We start from the raw sequence: 21,232 nt of genomic DNA, 5'->3' as shown, positions 1-21,232 counted from the left end.
AAATTCTTAATGTTCAATGACAGCAGATCCCACAAAACAACCTAATCCTACACTTACCATTAAAATCTTATCTCCCTTTTTTAATCTATTTTGAGATTGTAAATAATCTAAATTTATAAAGCAATCTGTTGTATACGTATGGCCAATCTCGGGAAGTAAATCCAAAATGATGTTTTCTAAAGGAAAATGGGTAAGTTTTGAAAACTTTCGCCAAGTCATTTTATTCACATTGTAGGGAAGAATATATTGAATTTCATCGAGAACTACATTCGCCTTTGTCAATGTTTCATGTATCGCCTTAATAATAATGGAAACGTATTCTTCGTTAAATAAAGCTGTTTTTTGGGGATTTTCGTAAAACCCTTGATTAAAACGAGTATCCCTATAAACACCGATGGACAGTACTTTATTTGTTTCGTTTTTTTTCTGTAACAGAACTGCCACTGCCGAATCTCCAATAACGGTAGAATTTTCTATATATCTTAATCTAGTAGTCATATTGGATTGGTCTCCCAAGATTAATAGAATCGTATTTACATTTTTTTTCTTTGCAAAATACAAGTCTGCGAGCTCCATTGCATAAAAGGAAGAAGCACATGCCTCTTGAGCAATCCCGAATTTTTTTGTGCTTAATAAATCAAATGGCATTAAGACTTTATTTAACAACCCATAATCATGTGGAACTTGCGCCAGTAACGAATGAGCATACAAGACTAAATCAACTTTTATATCTAAATGAAGGTCTAGTAATGCATAACGAAGGGTCTCTTCCAATCTTTGTCCATTTTCAACAATGGGAACTTGATGGATATTGTGTAATCTTTTCATTAATTTTATTTCTCTTTCATTGCAGCCAGAGTACTCTAATACTTCATCAATCTTTTGCCTTAGGCTCGGGATATATGTGCCAATTTTTGCAATTCCAAAACTCACATTCAACCTCCAAGTATGCTAAATTTCATATAATACAGTTCATTTTCCTTTAAGCTTCCATCTAACAAATAAATAGATGAATCTCCCTGAATCTTGCCCTTTTGTATTAATTTTAATAACTTTGCAAACAAGGACGTGCATAATTGCTTAGAGGAAGCAATAAAGGTGATTTCGGATGGCATTTCTGTATATTTCTCTTCTAGATTGGACGAAATAATATACTGATCATCACTTTGATTTAGATTCATTTTTTTCATCCATTCATGCAGATTAGTATTGGATTCATAACCCCACTCATTCAGTTCAAGACAAGGACCAGTTCCATTTTTTTCAAATAGACAAGCAATTGCTGTATCTTCAATATCTTTAACACCTGGAGCATAATATGATAATGTAGATTGATCGAGCATTAACAAAAGTGCCTTTTTACACTTCTTTGTAAAAAATAACTCTTTGATGATTTTTACTGCTGCAAAAGGAGCATAAGTATCTACTGCTGAAACAGCAAAACCTTTTGCATTTAGATTATATTTTTCAATTAAGTAATTGACAGTTGAAATGGACGGATTGATATCAGGGATACAATAAACTAAAACGACTAAATCTACATCATCGATTTTATTCCCGGTTTTTAATAATTGATCTATTAAGCTAGTTCCCATAAAACTAAATGAATTATTCAACCCCGAATTCAATAGAGATTCATCCACCTTAAGTCCATACATATCTGCTAAATCTGTTTGAAATTGAATTTCCCCAATACTATGAGTATATGACCTCTTTTCCAAGAACCGTTTACATACATACGAATTAATTTTTATCATACTCATTCATTCATGCATTTACTAAAGATTTATCAATATAATCAACAATTGTCTCTACGGATTCAAAATATTCCGGTTCAATGTCTTCGGGATCTATAGATAATCCCTCAATATTGTCTTCCAAAACCATTAAAAGTTCAAAAATCGATGTAGAATCAAGACTTAATGATTCTAATGTTGTTTCAGGTAGTATTTCCTCCATCTCATCAATATCCAACACTTCTCTTAATGCTGCTATAGCCACCTCAAAAGTATTCTTACTCATTATTTATCAATTCCTTTCTATTATTGTATTAAACTAAATGAAATATCTTTTCATTAACTAGTATTTGTTTGCCTATAATATCCTCTGAATTATCACGTCTTCTAACCAGATAGTGTTTCCCACTATGAATCAACACTTCAGCAGGAAAACCATGACTTAAAAACAGACCAGGTGATGCACTTGGACCGTATGCACCTGATTGTAAAATCCCAATAAGATCCCCTCTTTGGACCTTTGAGAGTTCAACATTTTTTCCAACCACATCATTTGGAGTACATAGTGGACCCGTTACATTATAAGTATCAATGTCCGCCTCATCTAAATTCGTTAAATTCTTCATAGGAAAATTTCTTTTAACAAAACTACCTACTCCGACTGCAGCCATATGACAATTTGTTCCACCATCTGTTATAATGAAATTTTCTTCTCTAGATTTTTTTATATAATTGACTTTGGATACAAACATGCCAGATTTAGCAACGAGATATCTTCCTACTTCCATCGCCAGCTTTGTATTCGGAAAAGAGTCTTTAAAATCATTAATAATAGGAGATAGTTGTTCACCTAATTTTTGTATATTAAGATCCTCTTCATTACTAAAATAAGGTACGCCTAATCCTCCACCAATATCGACAAATTGTAATGCTAGACCCGTTTGTTCACTAAACCGTACTGCCAACTTTAAAATGTTAATTGTGTTTTGGCAGATCACATTCTCATCTAAAATTCTTGTCCCCATGTATACTTGAATTCCAATAATATCCACATTTTCATATGACTTTAGTAAGGCTAAATTTTGAAATACTATTTCTTCATCTATTCCGAATTGCCGAGGCTTTCCTCCCATTGCAAGCCTAGAACCTTTAATTGAAAATGTTGGATTCACTCTAATTGCCACACGTGCTCTCTTTTTGCGAATAGAAGCAATTTTATTGATTAATTCTAATTCTTGAAAAGATTCGCATACGATTGCATAAATAGAATGATCGATACAACTTGTAATTTCTTCTTCACTTTTTCCCGGCCCTAAAAAAATAATATTTTCTGGATCTGTATTTGCCATTAGGACCGTTTTTAATTCTGTCAATGAAGAAACTTCAGCTTTTGCTCCCAATGATTTTAGCAAGTTATAGACAGAAATATTAGGGTTCGATTTTAAAGAAAAAAATACTTCAAGATGCTTTGTAATATTGCTTTTCAACTCTAAAAATATATTAGAAATTTCTTGCCCGTCATATATATAAAGAGGTGTACCATATTTTTCTGCTAAATCACTTATAGGTATTCCTTGTATTTCATATACCATTTATCTTGTTTCCTCCCCTCATTCTTGAATTTTATTTAATTGAATCTGTATTCTACGATCCAAATCAAACAGTGAACCCATATTACTTGCCATTAAAACTCCGTACAATCTCCCCTTGAAAAACTTACCTTCTTTACTGAAACCGGAGTTAACAGTCGCAAAATTGTTAATTAAGAAACCTTCTTGTCCATTGGTAGTAATCATAAAGTTTTCAAGTAAAGTAAATATTTCATTAAATGATATTTGACGACTCAACTTTAATTCATAATATTTTGCTAATGCGTGCCCTTGATTTTGTAAAAAATTTTCTTGTATTCTCATTTGGTAGGAGGCCATATTAAATCGTGCATTGATTTCAAGGTTTGGCCAAAGCATATCCTCCTGATCATATATCGCATCGATTCCAACTATTCCGTAATAACCGTCTTGATATAATTGTCTACCTATTTTTTCTCCAGCTTTACGCAGTTCTTCATCCAGCTTTCTTGTGATGTAAGTTGGATAAAGATGTCCACGATGAACTCCATCTTCTACAATGCATTCCTTTGCACCGTAATAAATAACTTTGCCGTTTCTTTCAATTAGTATTTGATAATTAATATCAGCTGTTTTCCTAATCCATTTTTCTAAAACAAAGCTCACTTTTCCATTGTTTTTTTTATTAAGCCCTTTTTCTATCATCTTAATTGCTTTATTAAATTTTTCTTCCGAATCAATAATAATTAATCCTTTTCCTGACACACCCAGAGATTCCTTTAAGACTAATCTTTCTCCACTTATTAGATAATGCTTCAAGTTTTGATATGTCTCTAACAAACTATCTACGGAATCACACTCCCCTCCAGGAATCTGCCTGATATTTACTTTTTGATTCAGAACACGACTATATACTTTAGTGTTTACTTTGCTAAAAACATGACTACTTGGCACTGCAAGAGGAATACCTGTTAATTCTGAGAGCTGTTCTTCGTACTCAGAACATCCATAAGGCATAAAGTAAATGTTATTATTCGTATTTTTCAGTTCTTTTAGATGTTGAATTGTTTTTTGGCAATTTAGAATGTCCTTCGTAATATTTAAGTTTGGATTACTGTTCTCAACATAGATAATACCCGGACACTCTAGTAAACTTTGTAAATACTGCAAAAAGTGAGTACTGACAGGTCGTTTTAGAATTACAATATCTGTTGGGCTGGCAAGTAATACACCTTGTTCTTCCAATCTATTGACCATCAACCTTGCATTACCAATGGAAACCGAAGGAATACCTACCGTTTCTGGCGGTTTCCAATACTGTTCAACTTCAAAGTTATTAATATATATAAATTTTGCTTTTTCGTCGTCTACTAGTGCTTTTTTTAGATGAGCACTTAAATTACAACCTATATTTTCCATCTCACACCTCCATTAAAATTGAAATAGGCTCACAGCAAACGTTGCACCTAAGCCAACTGAAACCATCAAGAAATAATCACCTTTTTTTAACAGGCCATCACTGATTGCACAATCTAAATTTAAAAATGGATCAGAGCAAAAGCAATGTCCATATTTCTCCACATTTTTTAAATATATTTTTTGGATAGGAAACTCTAAGGATTTAGATATCTGTTTCCAAGAAGATACATTCACATTATGCGGTAAGATTAGAGATATTTTTGACAATTCTAAATTAAGATCATTAACCGTTTCTATTATTAATGCTGACAAGGTTGGTACATAATTTTTTTCGAATTGTTTTTGTTCTTCCTGACTAATGCCGATTCCTTCAGCATATTTCCCTAATATTTTAGTTTTTGTTTTAATAAACTTAATATTTTTATTACTATTTCTAGATAAGATGACTGCTGTTGATGCCTCTCCTAAAATAGTGGTATTATTAATTAATTGCATAATTGGATTGAAAACCTTTTCCCCCATTAACAAGAGCACCTTATCATTTTTATCTGTACTATTTAATAAGCTGTCTGCAATTTCTAATGCGACTAGACTTGAAGCGCAATTTTGTTGATTTATTGAAAAATTTATCGTATTATGTATATTGCAAATTTCACTTATTTCTTTAAACATATCCAACGGAAATGGGTGAACATTCTGAATAGTATGACAATAAATAATGTATTTAATTTCCTGTCTAAAACTACTGTTTCGCTCAAATATATTTAATATTGGCGTACTTAATAATTTTGTTAATGAACCTTCTTCTTTCCTGATTTCTTTTAATCCGTGGATTTTTTTAAAAACTTTAATTTGATAATTTTTTAAATTTAAGTAATCCTGTAATTCTGATATGTCTATTACTTTTTCAGGAATATAGTTTTCAATATAATCAATGTATATCAATGTATTGGTCACCCTTTTATTTTAAGTTATAAAAGAAACCCCATCTAGGGAAGGGGAATTTCTTTTATATCCACTTTTAGCATTTACCGCATGCACCGCCGTAACGTACTATATTTTTAAGATTCTTAATTTGCATTGGTTTCGCTTTAATTTTCATTTGTTTTCACCTCCTTTTAACATGTCGAAAACTATTCATTAGTTTTCGACATGTTAACTACCAATCGATTTAGCATTTACATGAACCGCCGTAACGTGCTACATTTTTAAGATTCTTAATTTGCATTGGTTTCGCTTTAATTTTCATTTGTTTTCACCTCCTTTTAATTTGGAGTAAACCGTCATAAGGTTTTCCTTATTTTTTCACCTGTCAATTTAGCATTTACCGCATGCACCGCCGTAACGTGCTACATTTTTAAGGTTCTTGATTTGCATTGGTTTCGCTTTAATTTTCATTTGTTTTCACCTCCTTTTAATTTGGAGTAAACCGTCATAAAGTTTTCCTTATTTTTCTACCAGACAATTTAGCATTTACCGCATGCACCGCCGTAACGTGCTACATTTTTAAGATTCTTAATTTGCATTGGTTTCGCTTTAATTTTCATTTGTTTTCACCTCCTTTTAATGGAGTAAACCGTCATAAAGTTTTCCTTATTTTTTACCAGTCAATTTAGCATTTACCGCATGCACCGCCGTAACGTGCTACATTTTTAAGATTCTTAATTTGCATTGGTTTCGCTTTAATTTTCATTTGTTTTCACCTCCTTTTAATGGAGTAAACCGTCATAAAGTTTTCCTTATTTTTTTACCAGTCAATTTAGCATTTACCGCATGCACCGCCGTAACGTGCTACATTTTTAAGATTCTTAATTTGCATTGGTTTCGCTTTAATTTTCATTTGTTTTCACCTCCTTTTAATTTGGAGTAAACAATCATAAGGTTTTCCTTATTTTTTTACCTGTCAATTTAGCATTTACCGCATGCACCGCCGTAACGTGCTACATTTTTAAGATTCTTAATTTGCATTGGTTTCGCTTTAATTTTCACTAGTTTTCACCTCCTTTAATTTCTCTGCAGTAACAAATGCAATGACATTTTTTGATGTATAACTAATCGAGTGATGTAAAATAATTCCTTCTTCTTTTAAATTGATTTTTGAAGTATAAATATTTGTCTCTCCATTATCATCGATGAAAAATTCAATATTTAAAAAATTAAATTTTTCATAAACAAGATGATTAATGGCTTTATATGCTGCTTCTTTAATAACGAAACATTTAGCTATCCATACTAATCTAAGCTCACTATCTTTTAATCCCATACAATAGTCTCTCTCTTTTTTGGAGAGAACCTTTTCAATGATCCAAATTTCATTTCTTTTAAGCATTTTATCTAAACTGGCTAGTTCAATCATATCTACTCCGATTCCAACTAACACTACAATGTATCACTCTTTCATATAATTAATTTTAAATCTTATTTATTTTAATAATTGACTAATATTGAGTATTTTTTTATAAAATACTTAGCTACATTAGGATTCATTATTTACTTTTTTTTCAAGTTAAACAAACTGTATAGTATTGGTACAATAAACAGCGTTAATAAAGTAGATGTTGATAGCCCTCCAATGACGACTACAGAGAGTGATTTTGACACCATTCCTGATTCATTTGAGATAGCCATCGGAATTAAAGCACCGATTGTTGCAATAGCAGTCATCAAAATTGGTCGAATACGTATGACGCCGGCTTCAATTATAGCTTCTTGTTTGATCATTCCACTTCTTTCATTTTGCTTCACCTTATCTACTAGAACGATAGCATTCGTTACTACAATCCCATTCAACATGAGTAAACCAATCATTACAGGCATACCAATTGGTTCATTTACTATATAAAGTCCAATTAGCGCTCCAATGATAGAAAATGGTATTGCAAACAGAATAACAAATGGAGCCTTTCCTTCTCTAAATGCAATTACCATGACTAAATATACTAAGAAAATACTGATTACGATGGCAATGGATAGATCTTTGAAGCCATCTGACATCGATGCAGATGCGCCTTCCTTGTAGTAGCTAATATTTTCTGGTAACTCTAAATCATTGATAATTTCATCTGCTTTCGCTATCACATCCCCTACTTTTTCATCTGTGATTGTACCATTTACCATGATATATTCATTTCCATTCAAATGAGAAACAGCGGTAATATTATCGACTCTTTTCAATTCACCTATCTCTTTAAGAGAAACCGGCATACCCATTACATTGTTAATTTTTTGATTCCCTAGTTTTTCGATGGATGTTATTTCGTCCATCTTCAATCCAAGTTTCACTTCTCGTATTTCGCCTTCCATTCTCATCGTTGTTACTATATCACCGCTAATTAGTGTTCGAAGACTTTGTGCTACCACGGCTGGCATTAGTCCTTTTTCAGCAAGCTTAACTTCGTCCAAATCAATGACTATTTCAGGCTCTTCACCTTCTAAAGATGTTGTAACATCTGTCATTCCTTCTACTTCTTTTAAACTAGTTTTGATTTGCTCGCTTGCCTTTTTTAAATCCTCAGAATTAGACCCATTTACAACAAGAGTGTACCTACCTTCTGCACCACCAATAATTCCACCTACCCCTGATACTGTAATTTTCTCTGGCTCTGTAATGGTTGTAAATTGGGATCTCAAATCTTTTACAAATCCATTAATATTTACTACAGAATCTTTTACAACAAATGAAATTGTTGCACTTTCAGATGCTCCGTCAATATTTGTATTTACCAGAGTTATATCCTCTTGATCAATTAAAATTTTCTCCACTTTACTAGCTGCTTCAATTGTTTTCTTTGGAGCAGTTCCTTTTTTCATTTTAATTTCGACATCAAAATCATTCACTTTCTCTTGCGGAAGGAAGGTTGTGCCGAGTCTAGGTGTTATTAGAGCAACAGAACCAACCAGAATCAATAATGCTGTAGTTAAAGTTACGAATCGATGTTTTAACACCCAAGTCAATTTTTTTCGATACCAAATTTGAAGTGCATTTTCTTGTGGTTCCTTCAGTGTAGTTTTTAAAAGAAAAATTCTCGATAAGAGTGGAACAAGAGTTATTGCAACAATTAATGAAATCAATAATGAAATAACAATTGTCCATGCAAGTGGTTTGAAAAATCCCCCTACAATCCCTGGTACAAAAGCCAATGGCAAGAAAACCGCTACAGTTGTGATTGTGGAAGTGGTGATAGCAGATGCGACTTCTCTTGTAGCTTGTTCTATGAGCTTATCATTTCTTTCTTTTGAAGCCCTTACCCTTCTAAAAACATTTTCAATTACTACAATTGAGTCATCCACTACCCGTCCGCAAGCTACTGCAATTCCTGCAAGTGTCATAATATTTAATGTATATCCTATCGTTTTCATCAGAAGAAAAGATGCAAATATGGATACTGGAATGGATATAACAGCAATAATGGTCGAACGAATATTTCTTAAAAATAACAAGGTTACGACAACGGCCATTAATGCACCTAAAAATGCCTCCTTGAGCATAGAATAGACTGATTTCTTAATTTCAATAGATTGATCACGCAGTGTTTCTACTTTATATCCTTCAGGAAGATCCAAATTTTTCATTTCTTCCTTAACTTGTTCAACAATAGCTACTACATTAGCTCCACCTTCAGCCATAATACCCAAACTTACTCCTTGTTCTCCGTTTATTCGTGTAATATTATTTGTGTATTCACTTTCATATGTAACTTCAGCAATTTCACCTAAAGTAATCGTTCCAGGTAAAGTCTTAGTGGTTTGTGAATTTGTCCCTTGTGTGAAAATCTTTATTTTTTTAACATCTTCAACTGATTTTAATTCTTTATTTATTCGCACCGGTAATACTTCGTTAGATACAGAAATATCACCGGTCGGCATCGAAAGATTATTTGCTGAAATAGCTGTTTTTACATCATTAATAGTAATTCCACTTGCCTCTAATTGTTTAGGTATTAGTCGAACAAGCACTAACCGATCTGCAACCCCGCCAACCTCGATTTCACTTACACCATCGATTACTTCAATAAGTGGAATAATACGTTTCTTCATAAAATTTTGAACTTCTTCATAATTTTCATCGGCATAAATCCCCATTGAAAAAACAATTGGATTATCATCAGGACTAGATAATTCAAACTTCGGTTCTTCTGCCAATTCTGGAAGTTGAATCTTGTCAACACTTGCCCTTACTAACTGTTCAGCTTGCTTCATATCAATTGACATATCAAATTCTATCGTTGAATATGCTGCATTAGCAACGCCACCTGTATATACATTCTTTCCGCCTTCAAGCTTTATAAATTCTCTTTCCATTTGCTCCCCAATATCATTCATTGATTGTTCCGGTGAAGCACCTGGATAAGGAATAAAAACTGTCAAATATGGAATGTCTACGTTTGGATACTTCTCAATATGTAACTCTTTTAAAGAATAAATTCCTCCTGCAACAATAAGAAGTACCACTAAACACAGAGCTAAAGCACTTTTCATACTAAACTGAATTATTGATTTCATCTTATACCTGCCTCTATAAATATTTATTTAACATTATTTCTGAACCATTAGATTAATTGTGTGCCATTCTATTGGAATTGATATGATATTCGGCGCAATTGGAAACTAGGTAAATACCAAATCAAATCTATTTGGTATAAACAACTAATATATATTGTTAATTCTGCTTAATTTACAATAAATCGTATTTATAGCAATAGATCGTAAGTATTAATAAAAAAAAGAAATAAAAAAGTTATCCAAATTTGATTTCATAATTTGTCTGAGTAGTGTATTACTAACTTCTTAATTTATCTATATTTTCTATATTCAGATTAATATAATATAATCCGTCATTTCAAGGTAAGGAATACGACATTACTATTTCGGTTTCCCGACACATTTTGTAATTATTTGTTAAAAGCGCTCTAAAAATATAGAGGTAACTCTATATAGATAGAGTTTACATTCTATATAAAACAGTAATATAACACACATTTTTTACGTTATTTACCATTTTACTATTCCATTTAGTCGATATATGATTCATAATGAATGTATACTGAATGTAATTGTTACAACAAAAGGTGGTTTGTATAATGCGACATAATGAGGTCTTAATTATTAAAATGAAAGAACTAATTACAACGAATCAACATTTACATCTCGCTTTTCAGGACCAACTTATTCAATATATCAATGTCAAAACAAACGCTTCTTTCATGTTTGCTCATCTTTGCCTTTTCCATTATGAGGCATTTGGCTGTGAACTAGATGATGATGCGGTGTCGATTGCAGCAGCACTTGAGTTACTTATTTTAAGCTTTGATATAATTGATGATTTACAAGATGGTGATGTCGATACAATCTGGTCTCAGGATACCGCAATCGGGTTAAATGGAGCTATTGCGCTTCTGTTTATTGCGAAACAAATTGTATTAAAAACTTCAAGTCGATACAAATGGGAAGTTGCTTGTTTGCTAGAAGAATATGGCCTTGATTGTATTAATGGTCAACAACAAGATTTACTTAATACAGCACGGACTGAAGAAGCATATCTCAATATGATTCGCCAAAAATCTGGTTCATTAACTGCTCTAAGTTGTCAGCTTGGTGTTGTCTTAGCTACTGGCCAAATAAATTCAACGGTTGCACGTTATGCTGAACATATTGGCATGATTCAGCAAATCAAAAACGATATTACAGACTTAAAATATTGGAATGGAAAAAATGATATTATCTATAAAAAATATTCGTTGTCAATTCTTTTTTTATTTTCACAGCCATCATCAGTTGCGGTACATCTAAATGATTACTACGCAGGTAATACGCATTCAGTAAATGTTCCCTTACTTCAAAAAGCATTAATTGATAGTGGTGCGATTCAATATGCACTGGCGATTAAAAACTTATTAAAGCTAGAAGCTTTAGTATTTTTAAAGCAGATTAAAATGCACGAAGTAGACCTTTTATATGTAGAAAAATTAATGAAATGAGGTAATGTCAAATGATGAAATTCATTCAATACTTACAAGAAAACCCAGCGTTCATACAACTTTTAAAGGATAATAAGCTTTCTTTAGTAGGTGTAACTTCACTACAACAAAAAGCAATTGTGGAAGCATATGATAATGATGTATGCTTAGGCAGCCTAGGTTGGCGACCACTTTAATCCCTCTCCGTTCGTTCATCACCTTGTTAACACTTTATATCGCTGTTGGGAGTTATGTACTTTATATCAGCTATAGTTCTCCTATTATTGGGATAGAGGTTGTAAAACAAGACGATCGATTGGTAATTGAGCATTTCGAATATCGTGATTGGGCAGAACTCCATGAAATAAGTAAAGGTGATATATTGATTGCAATCGATGACTTCTCTCCTTATAAAATGGAGCACGTTGCACCAGACGGGATTGTTCGATCTGCTAAAACACTAACTGTAATGGACGCTACAGGAAACATTAAAGAAATTGATGTTTTGTATCATGAATTGCCTAAGGCATTTTCACATTTTTTCATTTTACCAGTAATTTACTTTTTACTTATGTTGTCATTAGCAATTTATTTATATAAGCAAAAAAGTGGCAATGTCGCTTCACTGAATATTTTAATTTATTTTTTGCTAACGGTATCGCTTGCCTATTGTAGTGTTGGTGCATCCACCCAACTACATCCCGTAGGTAGTATTGTTAATAGTACATGTTTAATCCTATGCCTTGTACTACTCATTCACTTTTTACAAAAGTATTTTGCTTTTTTGCGTATACCATGGAGATTTAATAAAAAGATTTGGATCTTATATCTCATTACTGTGTGTGTTTTCCTAGTGTCTATGATAGAAATTTTCAATTCAGCATTTTTCACTTTGAATACGATCATTATATTGCTGCTATTTGTGGCTCTGATTTTTTATATTTTAATCATTCTTGCAACTTCGTATACTCGTGATCGAAGCATTCAGCTCCAAATACTTTTTTGGTTTATCGTTCTACCATTTTTACCTTTTGTCATTTTTTATGTACTCCCTGAATTATTATTTCAACAAGCAATTTTAAGTCCATCGACTTGCGCTATATCGTTACTATGCATTCCCTTTACATTCACCTTTATGCAAGTAACGGAACGATTATTTGATGTTGACTATTATGTTTCTCGTATACGTTACTATGTGCTGTTTGCTGGTGGTATGACAGTTTGGCTAATGATAGGAATTGACTCGTTTTTATCGATTTCAATACGTACTAATATAGGTATAGCACTTTTTATTTTCATTTCTATTTTTGTGCTGTTATGTGTTAAAGAAAAAATTGATTATGTGTATAGAAAAGTACTATTTTCTACGAACGGCAATAATATTCATTTTTTATATTCGATTATTGATAAAGTCGGAAAAGAAATAAAAATGGAGGATTTATTTAACACACTTTCCGATCAACTTATGAAGCAATTAGAAATGAATACGGTTTATGTCATACAATATGATATGGAAACTGAAGAGATTTCTCTTGCTAATGCTCAGTCTGAAGAGAATAGGCACCAACTCCAATTAACGCCAAAGGATTTAGATCAACTACAAGTTGGATCAATAAAGAAATTTCAAACGTTTTACGTCGCTTGCTTACATCGAAATATAAAAACAAAATACTTTTTGATTTTAAGAACCAACTCCAAAATTCATTTAAAAAAGGAAGAACTTCTTTGGTTAGAATTACTGCTTCATTACATTGATAATTTTGTTGAAAACACACAGCTTGTAGAGGATTTAATGTTTGAGTTAAAGCAAGCAAAGGAAGGACAAAACTATCCTGCTTGGCTACATAAGCTCTGCTGGTTACAGCTTGAAGAAGTAAAAAGTCAACTTGGACAAGAGCTCCATGATACTATTTTACAAGAGCAAATTTTTTTAATTCGCGAATTGGACAACTTACTTTATGTACGTGATCGCGATCTCGTACAACAAAAAATTTTACAAATTCATCAGCAACTAATAACAATAAATGTCCAGTTGCGACTATACTGCGAGCAACTTAAGCCTCCGCTTCTTCAAACACTTGGTTTGGAGGCCGCACTGACGAAATTATTTAATCAGACCGAACAACGAGCTCACTTTACTTTAATGCATTCTATTGAACCGTTACTAATAGATGACAATGAGATGTCGTTACTCATTTATCGTTTAATCCAAGAAATGTTAAACAATGCATTAACGCATTCTAAAGCAACATATGTAAAAATTGAACTTCGTGCTTTATCACAAGGTTTTCATTTATTTTATATGGATAACGGGATTGGCTGTCACTTAGAAGATTTGTATTTATCTGGGACGATGGGGATAATTGGCATGAAGGAACGTGTTGCCGCATACAAAGGGACTATGGTTATTGACTCATACCCTAATGAAGGTATGCAGTTTGATATTACGGTCAATAAAGGAGACTAAACTATCCATGATAAATATTTTAATCATCGACGACCATCCAATTGTATTAGAAGGTAGTAAAAATCTATTTAATAATATCGATGATATGCGAGCGGATACAGAAAAAAATCCGACAAATATTCCAGAAATCGTACAAAAAACACCATATGATGTTTATTTAATTGACATTAATATGCCAGGTACAAGTGGTATTGACGTCGGAGCTACCATTTGCTCTCTCCAACCTGACGCAAAGATTATTTTGTATACAGGCGATCAGATCGAAGATTACTACTCACTTATCGTGGAAAAAAAAATACATGGGCTTCTTTCGAAAACCGTCACTAAAGAGCGCATACTTCGGACAATTCGTTTAACAATGGATGGCGAGATTATCTTACCTTGGAGCTTCATCGATTTCGTTCAGAAATTAGATCAACCTCAAATTTCGAAGCAACCACTACTTTTAAATGAACGTGAGAAGAAAATTTTACAATTCGTCGTACAGGGCTATACTAATAGTGCTATTGCTCTCGAAATTGATCTTACTCCACGAACTGTTGAACGAAATTTATCACAAATTTATCACTTACTGAATGTTACAACACGAACAGAAGCTGCTCTAATGGCAAAAGAATTAAAATTAATTGATTAAATAAATCCACTTGCACCCAAAAAATTGCACCCTATAAAGTTAAGTGACACTTATAAAAGTCTACTTTACTTTATAGGGTATTTGCATTTATTTTGAAAAAAATGAGTTTTTATTTACAAATGTCGCACTGTTTTAGACATTAATCGAATTATTTCAAGTTGGCTTTGCTTTTTGAAATCCTTACTTTAACCCTAAAATAAACATATAAACTCAAATAATCCATTTTGTAGTATAATTTTTTATATAGAACAATAGGAATAAATTAGTAAGCCACAATTGTTTTAAATCCTTATTTATCGAGAAAGGAGCTATAAAAGATGTTAAATACTATATTCACTATTATTTTTTTGTTTGGTATTTACTATTTGATTCGATATCGAATTAAATTGAGAAAAGCTGTTCAGCTCTCTAAGGATGCTTTCTACCCTAGTAAGGAAGAAGATTTTAATAGCATCCTCATTCCACACGAGTGGCGGGAAATGGAGTATCTTAGTAAAAATACGAGGTCTTACCAATATGTTAAATGGGGAACCGTAGTTGCAATTTTACTATTAGTCATTTTGTTAGTAATTGTTCTTTTAACTGACGTATTAGGAACTTCTTCATTTAGTATTGTTTCTTTATTTTTCGTGATTATTTCCTCCATTAAACATCGTGGTAATTTGTTCATATTAGCAAATGGCATAATCTTTGATAGCAAGTTCTATTCTTTCAGTAATATAAAAGGTTATGAAGTAGAAAAAATAAGTCGTTGGCATGAGCTCTATGGTCTTGACCCTAAAGTAAATAATGGTTATAAATTTATTTTAAACATAAAAAACAAGCCTTTTTCACCTAATTTCATTGTAGTAAAAGATCATGCAAGCATTGAAAAAATTGTCGATTTACTTGAAAAAGAGGGTATTTCGGGGATAATAAATGAAGAGAAACCTTATTCTACTGTCAACACATCTACTAATAAATTTTGAGATATTAGATATGCATGTATATGAGTGCTTAACAATTGATAGATCATGATCCAAATTATAATAAACAGATTTCTTATCAATAAAAAAAGAGCATTAGAGCATGTTTTGATCAATCATTCAAAACATGCTTTATATTATTTCCAGCATTAATTTGACGTATTTAATGCTCAGCATCCCTATATACCATTGTGATAGTTGTGCCTGATATTCCGTATTCTTGAAACCCGAGTTTATTATATATATGTACTGCGTCACTATTATCTGGATCTACACTTAGGGAAATTGACTTATACCCTTCTGCCATAGCAAGCTGCAAGATTTTCTTCATAAGTAAAGTTCCAATTCCCTTTCCTCTACCATTCTCTACAATAGCAATTCCTAATTCTGGCGTGTTGTGATCGACATATCCATAGCCTTGATTATTTTCTTCAAATAATCTGTACCAGACCGCTCCTACTTTTTGGTTTTCTTCATCGATAGCAATTAGTGCTCTATCCCCCGCTCTTCCCCAACCTTCATGATATTTTCTAATGTGTGGGAAGTTTAGTAACTCTTCTCTAGTCGGTTTATACTCTGGAATATGGATTGACTCATATAACATATCCAATAAAAACTCATGCTCATTTTCTTCAAGATTTCTTATAAGTAACAAAATGTATTCAGCTCCTTTTCCTTTGGTGAATCTGTTTATCAATACTATTTTATATAATATAAGATGTAGTTATTCTCAAATATGTATGTCCAAAACTATAGATAAGCGCTTTGCTATCTTAAACTCCCTTTTCGTCAAACAATTGAAGATCTTTCACTGTTTTTGTGAATGGCAAATATTCAACACGGCATTCATACACATCATTGTAGTAACCTGGTTTATTATAAGTGAAATCCATCTCGTTTACTTTAATTCTTGTATCACCGCCACCTCGACGACTATATTTTCTCGTCAGTTCGCAAGTTCCCTGTTCAACTTTCTCATTATTCATGGCGATGGCCACGATATCAAGCCACGTAAATAAGGCAACGCCTAGTCCTAACAACATGATACTGATTGAAACAAAAATATGTAGTTGCCAATCCATATTCGGACGTCTTTTCTTAAAAATACGAACTGTAAACATCAGCCCTACTATGAACAGGACTGTAAAAAATAATGATGCTAAAATAAATCTAAACACTTTAATTCCCCTTAAACAAATTAATAGACTCTATACAAGTAAAAATAAAAATCACCTAATTCAATTGAAAGTCGTATTCGAAGATAATCTAGCTTTTAAAAAAAGATTTACCTTCAGCACTTTCGATATCCCTCTTACTATTACAACAGGCCATGGTCTATAAAAACCATAGCCTGTTTTTTCAACTATCAAATTTGTTTTTCAGTAATATAAGATTTTACAGTTGGTGCTTCATATACATTAAATTGGTCGAGTAGTCCACTTGGTTCTATATCTACTAGCGCCATAGTACGGTACTTTTCATGTAAGAACTGTTCATCAGACATATGATTAAATAAAGCAATAAGCGGATCATAATAATGATTAATATTTAAGAGTCCACAAGGTTTTTGATGTAATCCAAGCTGAGCCCAAGTGAATATCTCAAAGAATTCTTCTAATGTTCCTGGTCCACCTGGCAACGCCATAAATCCATCTGCAAGTTCTGCCATTTTTTCTTTTCTATCATGCATAGAGTCTACTACAATTAGTTCAGTTAGATTCTTATGAGAGATTTCTCTTTTCTCTAGAAAACTAGGCATTACTCCAATAACTTTTCCGCCTGTTTCTAATACAGCATCTGCAACTGCACCCATGACGCCTACACTTGCCCCACCGTATATAAGTGTAATATCACGTTTGGCCAACTCTTTACCCAATTTTTTTGCCACTTCTACATAGATATCCGAAGCTCCATTACTTGATCCACAAAATACAGCTAGAGTTTTCAATATTTATCACGTCCCATTATGTAATCTTGCTTACATATCATACATTACTTTGAAATTGCATTTACATCAATACTGATTAACCAAAACCATTATTTCACTTTTAAGTATTTTTAATTTAAAATTAAGTTTTATATGCGCTTTTATTAAATGTGATTTTCCAATTCATTTTTTATTGGCGCTGTTTCCAGTTTTTTATTATCGGAAAGCTTTTTGATAGAAGTGTATGGAATAAAAAAATGACTCCGCTACTTTAGCGAAGTCATTTTTTACTCAATTATTTTGATTTCTTCATTTCATATCTATAGCTGTACATCATTCTATTTCACAGCTTGAATAATAGCCGATACGATATATTCTTCCACTTGATGTTCTGGTGCCCATTCCTTGATAAATTCTTTCGATTCATCTTTTGGAGTGATTTGAATATTTTTAAACCCTGCTTCTTGCAAGTAAGCCGTCAATTCTTCGATTGTTGAGGCGCCTGTGATGCAACCTGAATAGAGCGCCATATTTTGTTTCATATCAGTTGGTAAAGTTGTTGTTAAAATTACATCTGAAATGGCTAAACGACCGCCATCTTTTAGAACACGGTATGCTTCTTCAAAAACGCGTAATTTATTTGGTGATAAATTGATTACACAGTTTGACATGATGACATCGACAGATTGATTTGCGACTGGTAAATTTTCAATCTCACCAAGACGAAATTCTACATGTTTAAATTGGAGTTTTTCTGCGTTTTTCCGAGCTTTTGAAATCATTTCTGGTGTCATATCTACACCAATGACTTTCCCATTTAAGCCCACTTTAGGCGCAGCTAAAAAGCAGTCGAATCCACCACCAGAGCCTAAATCTAATACAGTTTCACCTTCTTTTAAAGCCGCAATTGCTTGTGGATTCCCACATCCTAATCCCATATTGGCACCGTTCGGAATGCTTGTAAGTTCTTCAGTTGTGTAACCCATTTTTTGCGAAATCTCTTTTACAGAGATATTTTGATTTTCATCTGGTGTGCAACAGCTAGGAGCACAGCAGCTATTTGTATCAATACTTTTTAATGCTACTTGTTTATAATTATCACGCACACCTTGGCGTATTTGATCGTTTTTCATTTCTGTCATTTTTATACCCTCCGTCTACATTAATACATAAGCGATCACTTATATAATGACTTAAAATAAGACCTAGACAATGCTAGGCGTAAATCGTGTGATTCAATACTTACAATTTAACTTCGAAATATTTCCTTTTCCATCTAAGTGCTACTCCCACTAGAGCTATTAACACCGGTACTTCAACAAGCGGGCCAATAACAGCGGCAAACGCAGCACCACTATGGATACCAAACACACCAACAGCTACTGCTATCGCTAATTCAAAGTTATTGCTGGCAGCAGTAAACGAAAGTGCTGCTGTAACTGGATAATTTGCTCCTGCCTTTCTTGAAGCAAAGAACGACACGACAAACATAATCAAGAAATAGATTAATAGAGGAATGGCTATACGAATTACATCTACTGGTAATTCAATAATTTTATCCCCTTTTAAAGAAAACATCATGACAATAGTGAACAATAAAGCAATCAATGTTAATGGAGAAATCTTAGGAATGAATTGATTTTCATACCACTCGATCCCCTTCACTTTAATACCAATAATGCGCGTTAAAATACCTGCAACAAATGGGATACCTAAGTAAATCAGCACACTCTTTGTAATTTCCCACATTGAAATAGATATATTTAGATTTTCTAATCCAAACCATCCCGGCATGATATTTAAAAAGAAATAGGCAAATACAGAATAGAATAAGATTTGGAATACAGAGTTAAAGGCAACTAGCCCTGCCACATACTCGTTGTCACCTCGCGCCAAATCATTCCAAACAATGACCATTGCAATACATCGTGCTAGGCCAATCATAATCAGCCCCGCCATATACTCCGGATAATCATGTAGGAAGATGATGGCTAGGAAAAACATTAAAAATGGACCTAATAGCCAGTTTTGTACGAGTGAGAGCAATAGAACTTTCCAATCTTTAAATACACGCCACATCTCTTCATATTTCACTTTAGCAAGCGGTGCATAGAGCATAACAATTAATCCGATAGCAATTGGAATAGACGTAGTACCTACCGCTAAAGTATCTAATGTATCTTTAAAATTTGGTGCAATGACGCTTATAAGAACACCTAACCCCATTGCAATGAAAATCCACAGCGTTAAATACCGATCTAAAAAAGATAGCTGTTTTGTTAACGGTTTCTCCACCTTCAATCATCCCCTTCTTGGGAAGAACAAGTTGGTCCACAATGCTTATATGAGATAGGTTCTAATTCTTCAATAATTGCTTGGATGTATGGAGATTGTTCTTCATGTAATCGATAATGCTTCCAAGTCCCTTTTTTTCTTTCTAAGATAATGTCAGCCTCTTTTAATTTACGTAATTGTTGGCTAACTGCTGGCTGTGAAACCTTCAGGACATCAACTAAATCACATACACAGACCTCGCCTTGCTTTAAACAGGCTAACAACTTTAAACGGTTAGCATCACTTACGGCCTTTAACTGTTTTTCCATTATTGTTAAAGAATCCACTATCCCACCTCTTTTATATAATCGTTCACTTATATAAGAGTACTCTTATATTGTAAAGTATGCAAGTATAGAAATTCCGCTTAATCTTTCATTAAAAAAATCTAAAAAACAAGATGTATGCTCTTTTCTTGTCTTTCACTTGAAATAGCTTGATCAAAATCGCTTTATTTTTTCTGAAACTTGTACTTAAAACTATATCCCCTTCATATAATTCATTACAATTGTTACAAATTTTTAACTTTTTTTCATATTTCTATTGAATAGTAAAATATTTAATGCTATTATCTGAATATTAGTTTAATAACGAATCACATGTTACTGATACGATCAGGCATGGTGGTAAACAAAGAAGTTGTAAAAAACTGCTTTGTTGCCTCCATGCCTTTTTTACGCTTTTCTATTACGGCAGCATTATTACATTATTCAACAAAGGAGTTTTTTCATGCTATCAAATTTATTTAAAAAACGTAGTTTAGAAGTTTTGGCACCTATAAATGGAGAGATTATTCCATTAGGTGAAGTTCCAGATCCCGTCTTCAGCCAAAAAATGATGGGAGAAGGTGTCGCTATTATTCCTACTAATGGGAGTGTTCATGCCCCTGTAGAAGGAGAAATAGTTCTCATTTCAGATACGAAGCATGCTATTGGAATACGCACTACTGATGGTTCAGAGATTCTCATTCACATTGGTTTGGAAACGGTCTCTTTAGGTGGGAAAGGATTTACAGTACTTGTAAGTGCAGGTGATAAAGTTTCTACAGGGCAAGTTCTTATCGAAGTGGACTGGGAATATATTCGAGAAAACGCAAAAAACATAGTTACACCAATCATTGTTACTAATAGTGCTGACAAAGACATTCAATGCCATTATTCAAAATCATGCATCCAAGATAAAACCATCTTAATGACCATATCTGCTAAGTAGTGAATCCTTAAATT

20 protein-coding genes are annotated in these 21,232 nt (G+C 32.9%); 6 read left to right on the top strand and 14 right to left on the bottom strand.

Going from position 1 to position 21,232, the window contains the following annotated elements:
- Window positions 1–6: 6 nt before the first annotated feature.
- From MHH98_RS08785 to MHH98_RS08750, 8 genes are all read right to left on the bottom strand, one after another.
- Window positions 7–933 (bottom strand): 3-oxoacyl-[acyl-carrier-protein] synthase III C-terminal domain-containing protein, encoded by a 927-nt coding sequence (locus MHH98_RS08785; protein ID WP_038182922.1) that lies wholly within the window; start codon window positions 931–933, stop codon window positions 7–9.
- A 2-nt stretch (window positions 934–935) separates the two neighbouring features.
- The gene (locus MHH98_RS08780; RefSeq protein WP_076035218.1) at window positions 936–1,757 is read right to left on the bottom strand and encodes a hypothetical protein; all 822 of its coding nucleotides are present in this window, start codon (window positions 1,755–1,757) and stop codon (window positions 936–938) included.
- Window positions 1,758–1,767: 10 nt separating this feature from the next.
- Window positions 1,768–2,022 (bottom strand): phosphopantetheine-binding protein, encoded by a 255-nt coding sequence (locus MHH98_RS08775; protein WP_038182926.1) that lies wholly within the window; start codon window positions 2,020–2,022, stop codon window positions 1,768–1,770.
- A gap of 28 nt (window positions 2,023–2,050) precedes the next feature.
- Window positions 2,051–3,328 carry a diaminopimelate decarboxylase gene (lysA, locus tag MHH98_RS08770; RefSeq protein ID WP_340708910.1) on the bottom strand — a complete coding sequence of 426 codons (1,278 nt, stop codon included), beginning with the start codon at window positions 3,326–3,328 and terminating at the stop codon, window positions 2,051–2,053.
- A gap of 18 nt (window positions 3,329–3,346) precedes the next feature.
- A complete protein-coding gene (locus tag MHH98_RS08765; protein ID WP_038182930.1) occupies window positions 3,347–4,723 on the bottom strand; it encodes an ATP-binding protein in 1,377 nt (458 codons plus the stop codon).
- 12 nt (window positions 4,724–4,735) lie between these two features.
- Entirely contained in the window at window positions 4,736–5,668 is a 933-nt protein-coding gene (locus MHH98_RS08760; protein WP_340712582.1) for a 3-oxoacyl-[acyl-carrier-protein] synthase III C-terminal domain-containing protein, read from the bottom strand.
- A gap of 1,033 nt (window positions 5,669–6,701) precedes the next feature.
- Window positions 6,702–7,103, bottom strand: a complete 402-nt coding sequence (locus MHH98_RS08755; RefSeq protein WP_038185170.1) for a holo-ACP synthase — start codon at window positions 7,101–7,103, stop codon at window positions 6,702–6,704.
- 110 nt (window positions 7,104–7,213) lie between these two features.
- Entirely contained in the window at window positions 7,214–10,225 is a 3,012-nt protein-coding gene (locus tag MHH98_RS08750) for an efflux RND transporter permease subunit (RefSeq protein ID WP_340712579.1), read from the bottom strand.
- Between the two features lie 578 nt (window positions 10,226–10,803).
- On the opposite strand from MHH98_RS08750, the gene MHH98_RS08745 reads away from it, so the two are divergent.
- From MHH98_RS08745 to MHH98_RS08725, 5 genes are all read left to right on the top strand, one after another.
- The gene (locus MHH98_RS08745; RefSeq protein ID WP_038185174.1) at window positions 10,804–11,700 is read left to right on the top strand and encodes a polyprenyl synthetase family protein; all 897 of its coding nucleotides are present in this window, start codon (window positions 10,804–10,806) and stop codon (window positions 11,698–11,700) included.
- 11 nt (window positions 11,701–11,711) lie between these two features.
- Window positions 11,712–11,876, top strand: coding sequence for a competence pheromone ComX (gene comX, locus MHH98_RS08740; protein ID WP_038185187.1), 165 nt, complete (start codon window positions 11,712–11,714; stop codon window positions 11,874–11,876).
- Entirely contained in the window at window positions 11,861–14,146 is a 2,286-nt protein-coding gene (locus MHH98_RS08735) for a sensor histidine kinase (protein ID WP_340712577.1), read from the top strand. The genes comX and MHH98_RS08735 overlap by 16 nt, the downstream gene beginning before the upstream one ends.
- Window positions 14,147–14,153: 7 nt before the next feature.
- Window positions 14,154–14,780 (top strand): response regulator transcription factor, encoded by a 627-nt coding sequence (locus MHH98_RS08730; RefSeq protein ID WP_038185188.1) that lies wholly within the window; start codon window positions 14,154–14,156, stop codon window positions 14,778–14,780.
- A gap of 317 nt (window positions 14,781–15,097) precedes the next feature.
- Entirely contained in the window at window positions 15,098–15,748 is a 651-nt protein-coding gene (locus tag MHH98_RS08725; RefSeq protein WP_340708907.1) for a hypothetical protein, read from the top strand.
- Window positions 15,749–15,908: 160 nt separating this feature from the next.
- Here the strand turns inward: MHH98_RS08725 and MHH98_RS08720 are convergent, their stop codons facing one another.
- The 6 genes from MHH98_RS08720 to MHH98_RS08695 form a co-directional block, all read right to left on the bottom strand.
- Complete coding sequence (locus MHH98_RS08720) at window positions 15,909–16,400, bottom strand: GNAT family N-acetyltransferase (RefSeq protein WP_340708906.1); 492 nt, start codon at window positions 16,398–16,400, stop codon at window positions 15,909–15,911.
- Window positions 16,401–16,518: 118 nt separating this feature from the next.
- Window positions 16,519–16,923: a hypothetical protein gene (locus MHH98_RS08715; RefSeq protein ID WP_076034595.1), complete on the bottom strand. Its 405-nt coding sequence runs from the start codon at window positions 16,921–16,923 to the stop codon at window positions 16,519–16,521.
- 188 nt (window positions 16,924–17,111) lie between these two features.
- Complete coding sequence (locus MHH98_RS08710) at window positions 17,112–17,693, bottom strand: LOG family protein (protein WP_340712574.1); 582 nt, start codon at window positions 17,691–17,693, stop codon at window positions 17,112–17,114.
- Window positions 17,694–18,010: 317 nt separating this feature from the next.
- Window positions 18,011–18,814 carry an arsenite methyltransferase gene (locus tag MHH98_RS08705; protein WP_340712572.1) on the bottom strand — a complete coding sequence of 268 codons (804 nt, stop codon included), beginning with the start codon at window positions 18,812–18,814 and terminating at the stop codon, window positions 18,011–18,013.
- A 100-nt stretch (window positions 18,815–18,914) separates the two neighbouring features.
- Window positions 18,915–19,967 (bottom strand): ACR3 family arsenite efflux transporter, encoded by a 1,053-nt coding sequence (gene arsB / locus MHH98_RS08700; RefSeq protein WP_038185208.1) that lies wholly within the window; start codon window positions 19,965–19,967, stop codon window positions 18,915–18,917.
- 2 nt (window positions 19,968–19,969) lie between these two features.
- Entirely contained in the window at window positions 19,970–20,275 is a 306-nt protein-coding gene (locus MHH98_RS08695; RefSeq protein ID WP_038185741.1) for an ArsR/SmtB family transcription factor, read from the bottom strand.
- A gap of 460 nt (window positions 20,276–20,735) precedes the next feature.
- Between MHH98_RS08695 and MHH98_RS08690 the strand changes: the two genes are divergently transcribed.
- Window positions 20,736–21,218, top strand: a complete 483-nt coding sequence (locus MHH98_RS08690; protein ID WP_038185219.1) for a PTS sugar transporter subunit IIA — start codon at window positions 20,736–20,738, stop codon at window positions 21,216–21,218.
- Window positions 21,219–21,232 lie beyond the last annotated feature (14 nt).

Source organism: Viridibacillus sp. FSL H8-0110 (assembly GCF_038003565.1).
Classification (GTDB): domain Bacteria; phylum Bacillota; class Bacilli; order Bacillales_A; family Planococcaceae; genus Viridibacillus; species Viridibacillus arenosi.
This window is presented reverse-complemented; position numbering and strand designations above follow the sequence as displayed.

Excerpts from the sequence above, each read along its gene's own strand:
- MHH98_RS08745 (WP_038185174.1), top strand. The coding sequence starts at position 10,804 with ATGCGACATAATGAGGTCTTAATTATTAAAATGAAAGAACTAATTACA.
- MHH98_RS08765 (WP_038182930.1), bottom strand. The coding sequence starts at position 4,723 with ATGGAAAATATAGGTTGTAATTTAAGTGCTCATCTAAAAAAAGCACTA.
- MHH98_RS08775 (WP_038182926.1), bottom strand. The coding sequence starts at position 2,022 with ATGAGTAAGAATACTTTTGAGGTGGCTATAGCAGCATTAAGAGAAGTG.
- MHH98_RS08690 (WP_038185219.1), top strand. The coding sequence starts at position 20,736 with ATGCTATCAAATTTATTTAAAAAACGTAGTTTAGAAGTTTTGGCACCT.
- lysA (WP_340708910.1), bottom strand. The coding sequence starts at position 3,328 with ATGGTATATGAAATACAAGGAATACCTATAAGTGATTTAGCAGAAAAA.
- MHH98_RS08725 (WP_340708907.1), top strand. The coding sequence starts at position 15,098 with ATGTTAAATACTATATTCACTATTATTTTTTTGTTTGGTATTTACTAT.
- comX (WP_038185187.1), top strand. The coding sequence starts at position 11,712 with ATGATGAAATTCATTCAATACTTACAAGAAAACCCAGCGTTCATACAA.
- MHH98_RS08750 (WP_340712579.1), bottom strand. The coding sequence starts at position 10,225 with ATGAAATCAATAATTCAGTTTAGTATGAAAAGTGCTTTAGCTCTGTGT.
- MHH98_RS08780 (WP_076035218.1), bottom strand. The coding sequence starts at position 1,757 with ATGATAAAAATTAATTCGTATGTATGTAAACGGTTCTTGGAAAAGAGG.
- MHH98_RS08730 (WP_038185188.1), top strand. The coding sequence starts at position 14,154 with ATGATAAATATTTTAATCATCGACGACCATCCAATTGTATTAGAAGGT.
- MHH98_RS08695 (WP_038185741.1), bottom strand. The coding sequence starts at position 20,275 with ATGGAAAAACAGTTAAAGGCCGTAAGTGATGCTAACCGTTTAAAGTTG.
- MHH98_RS08705 (WP_340712572.1), bottom strand. The coding sequence starts at position 18,814 with ATGACAGAAATGAAAAACGATCAAATACGCCAAGGTGTGCGTGATAAT.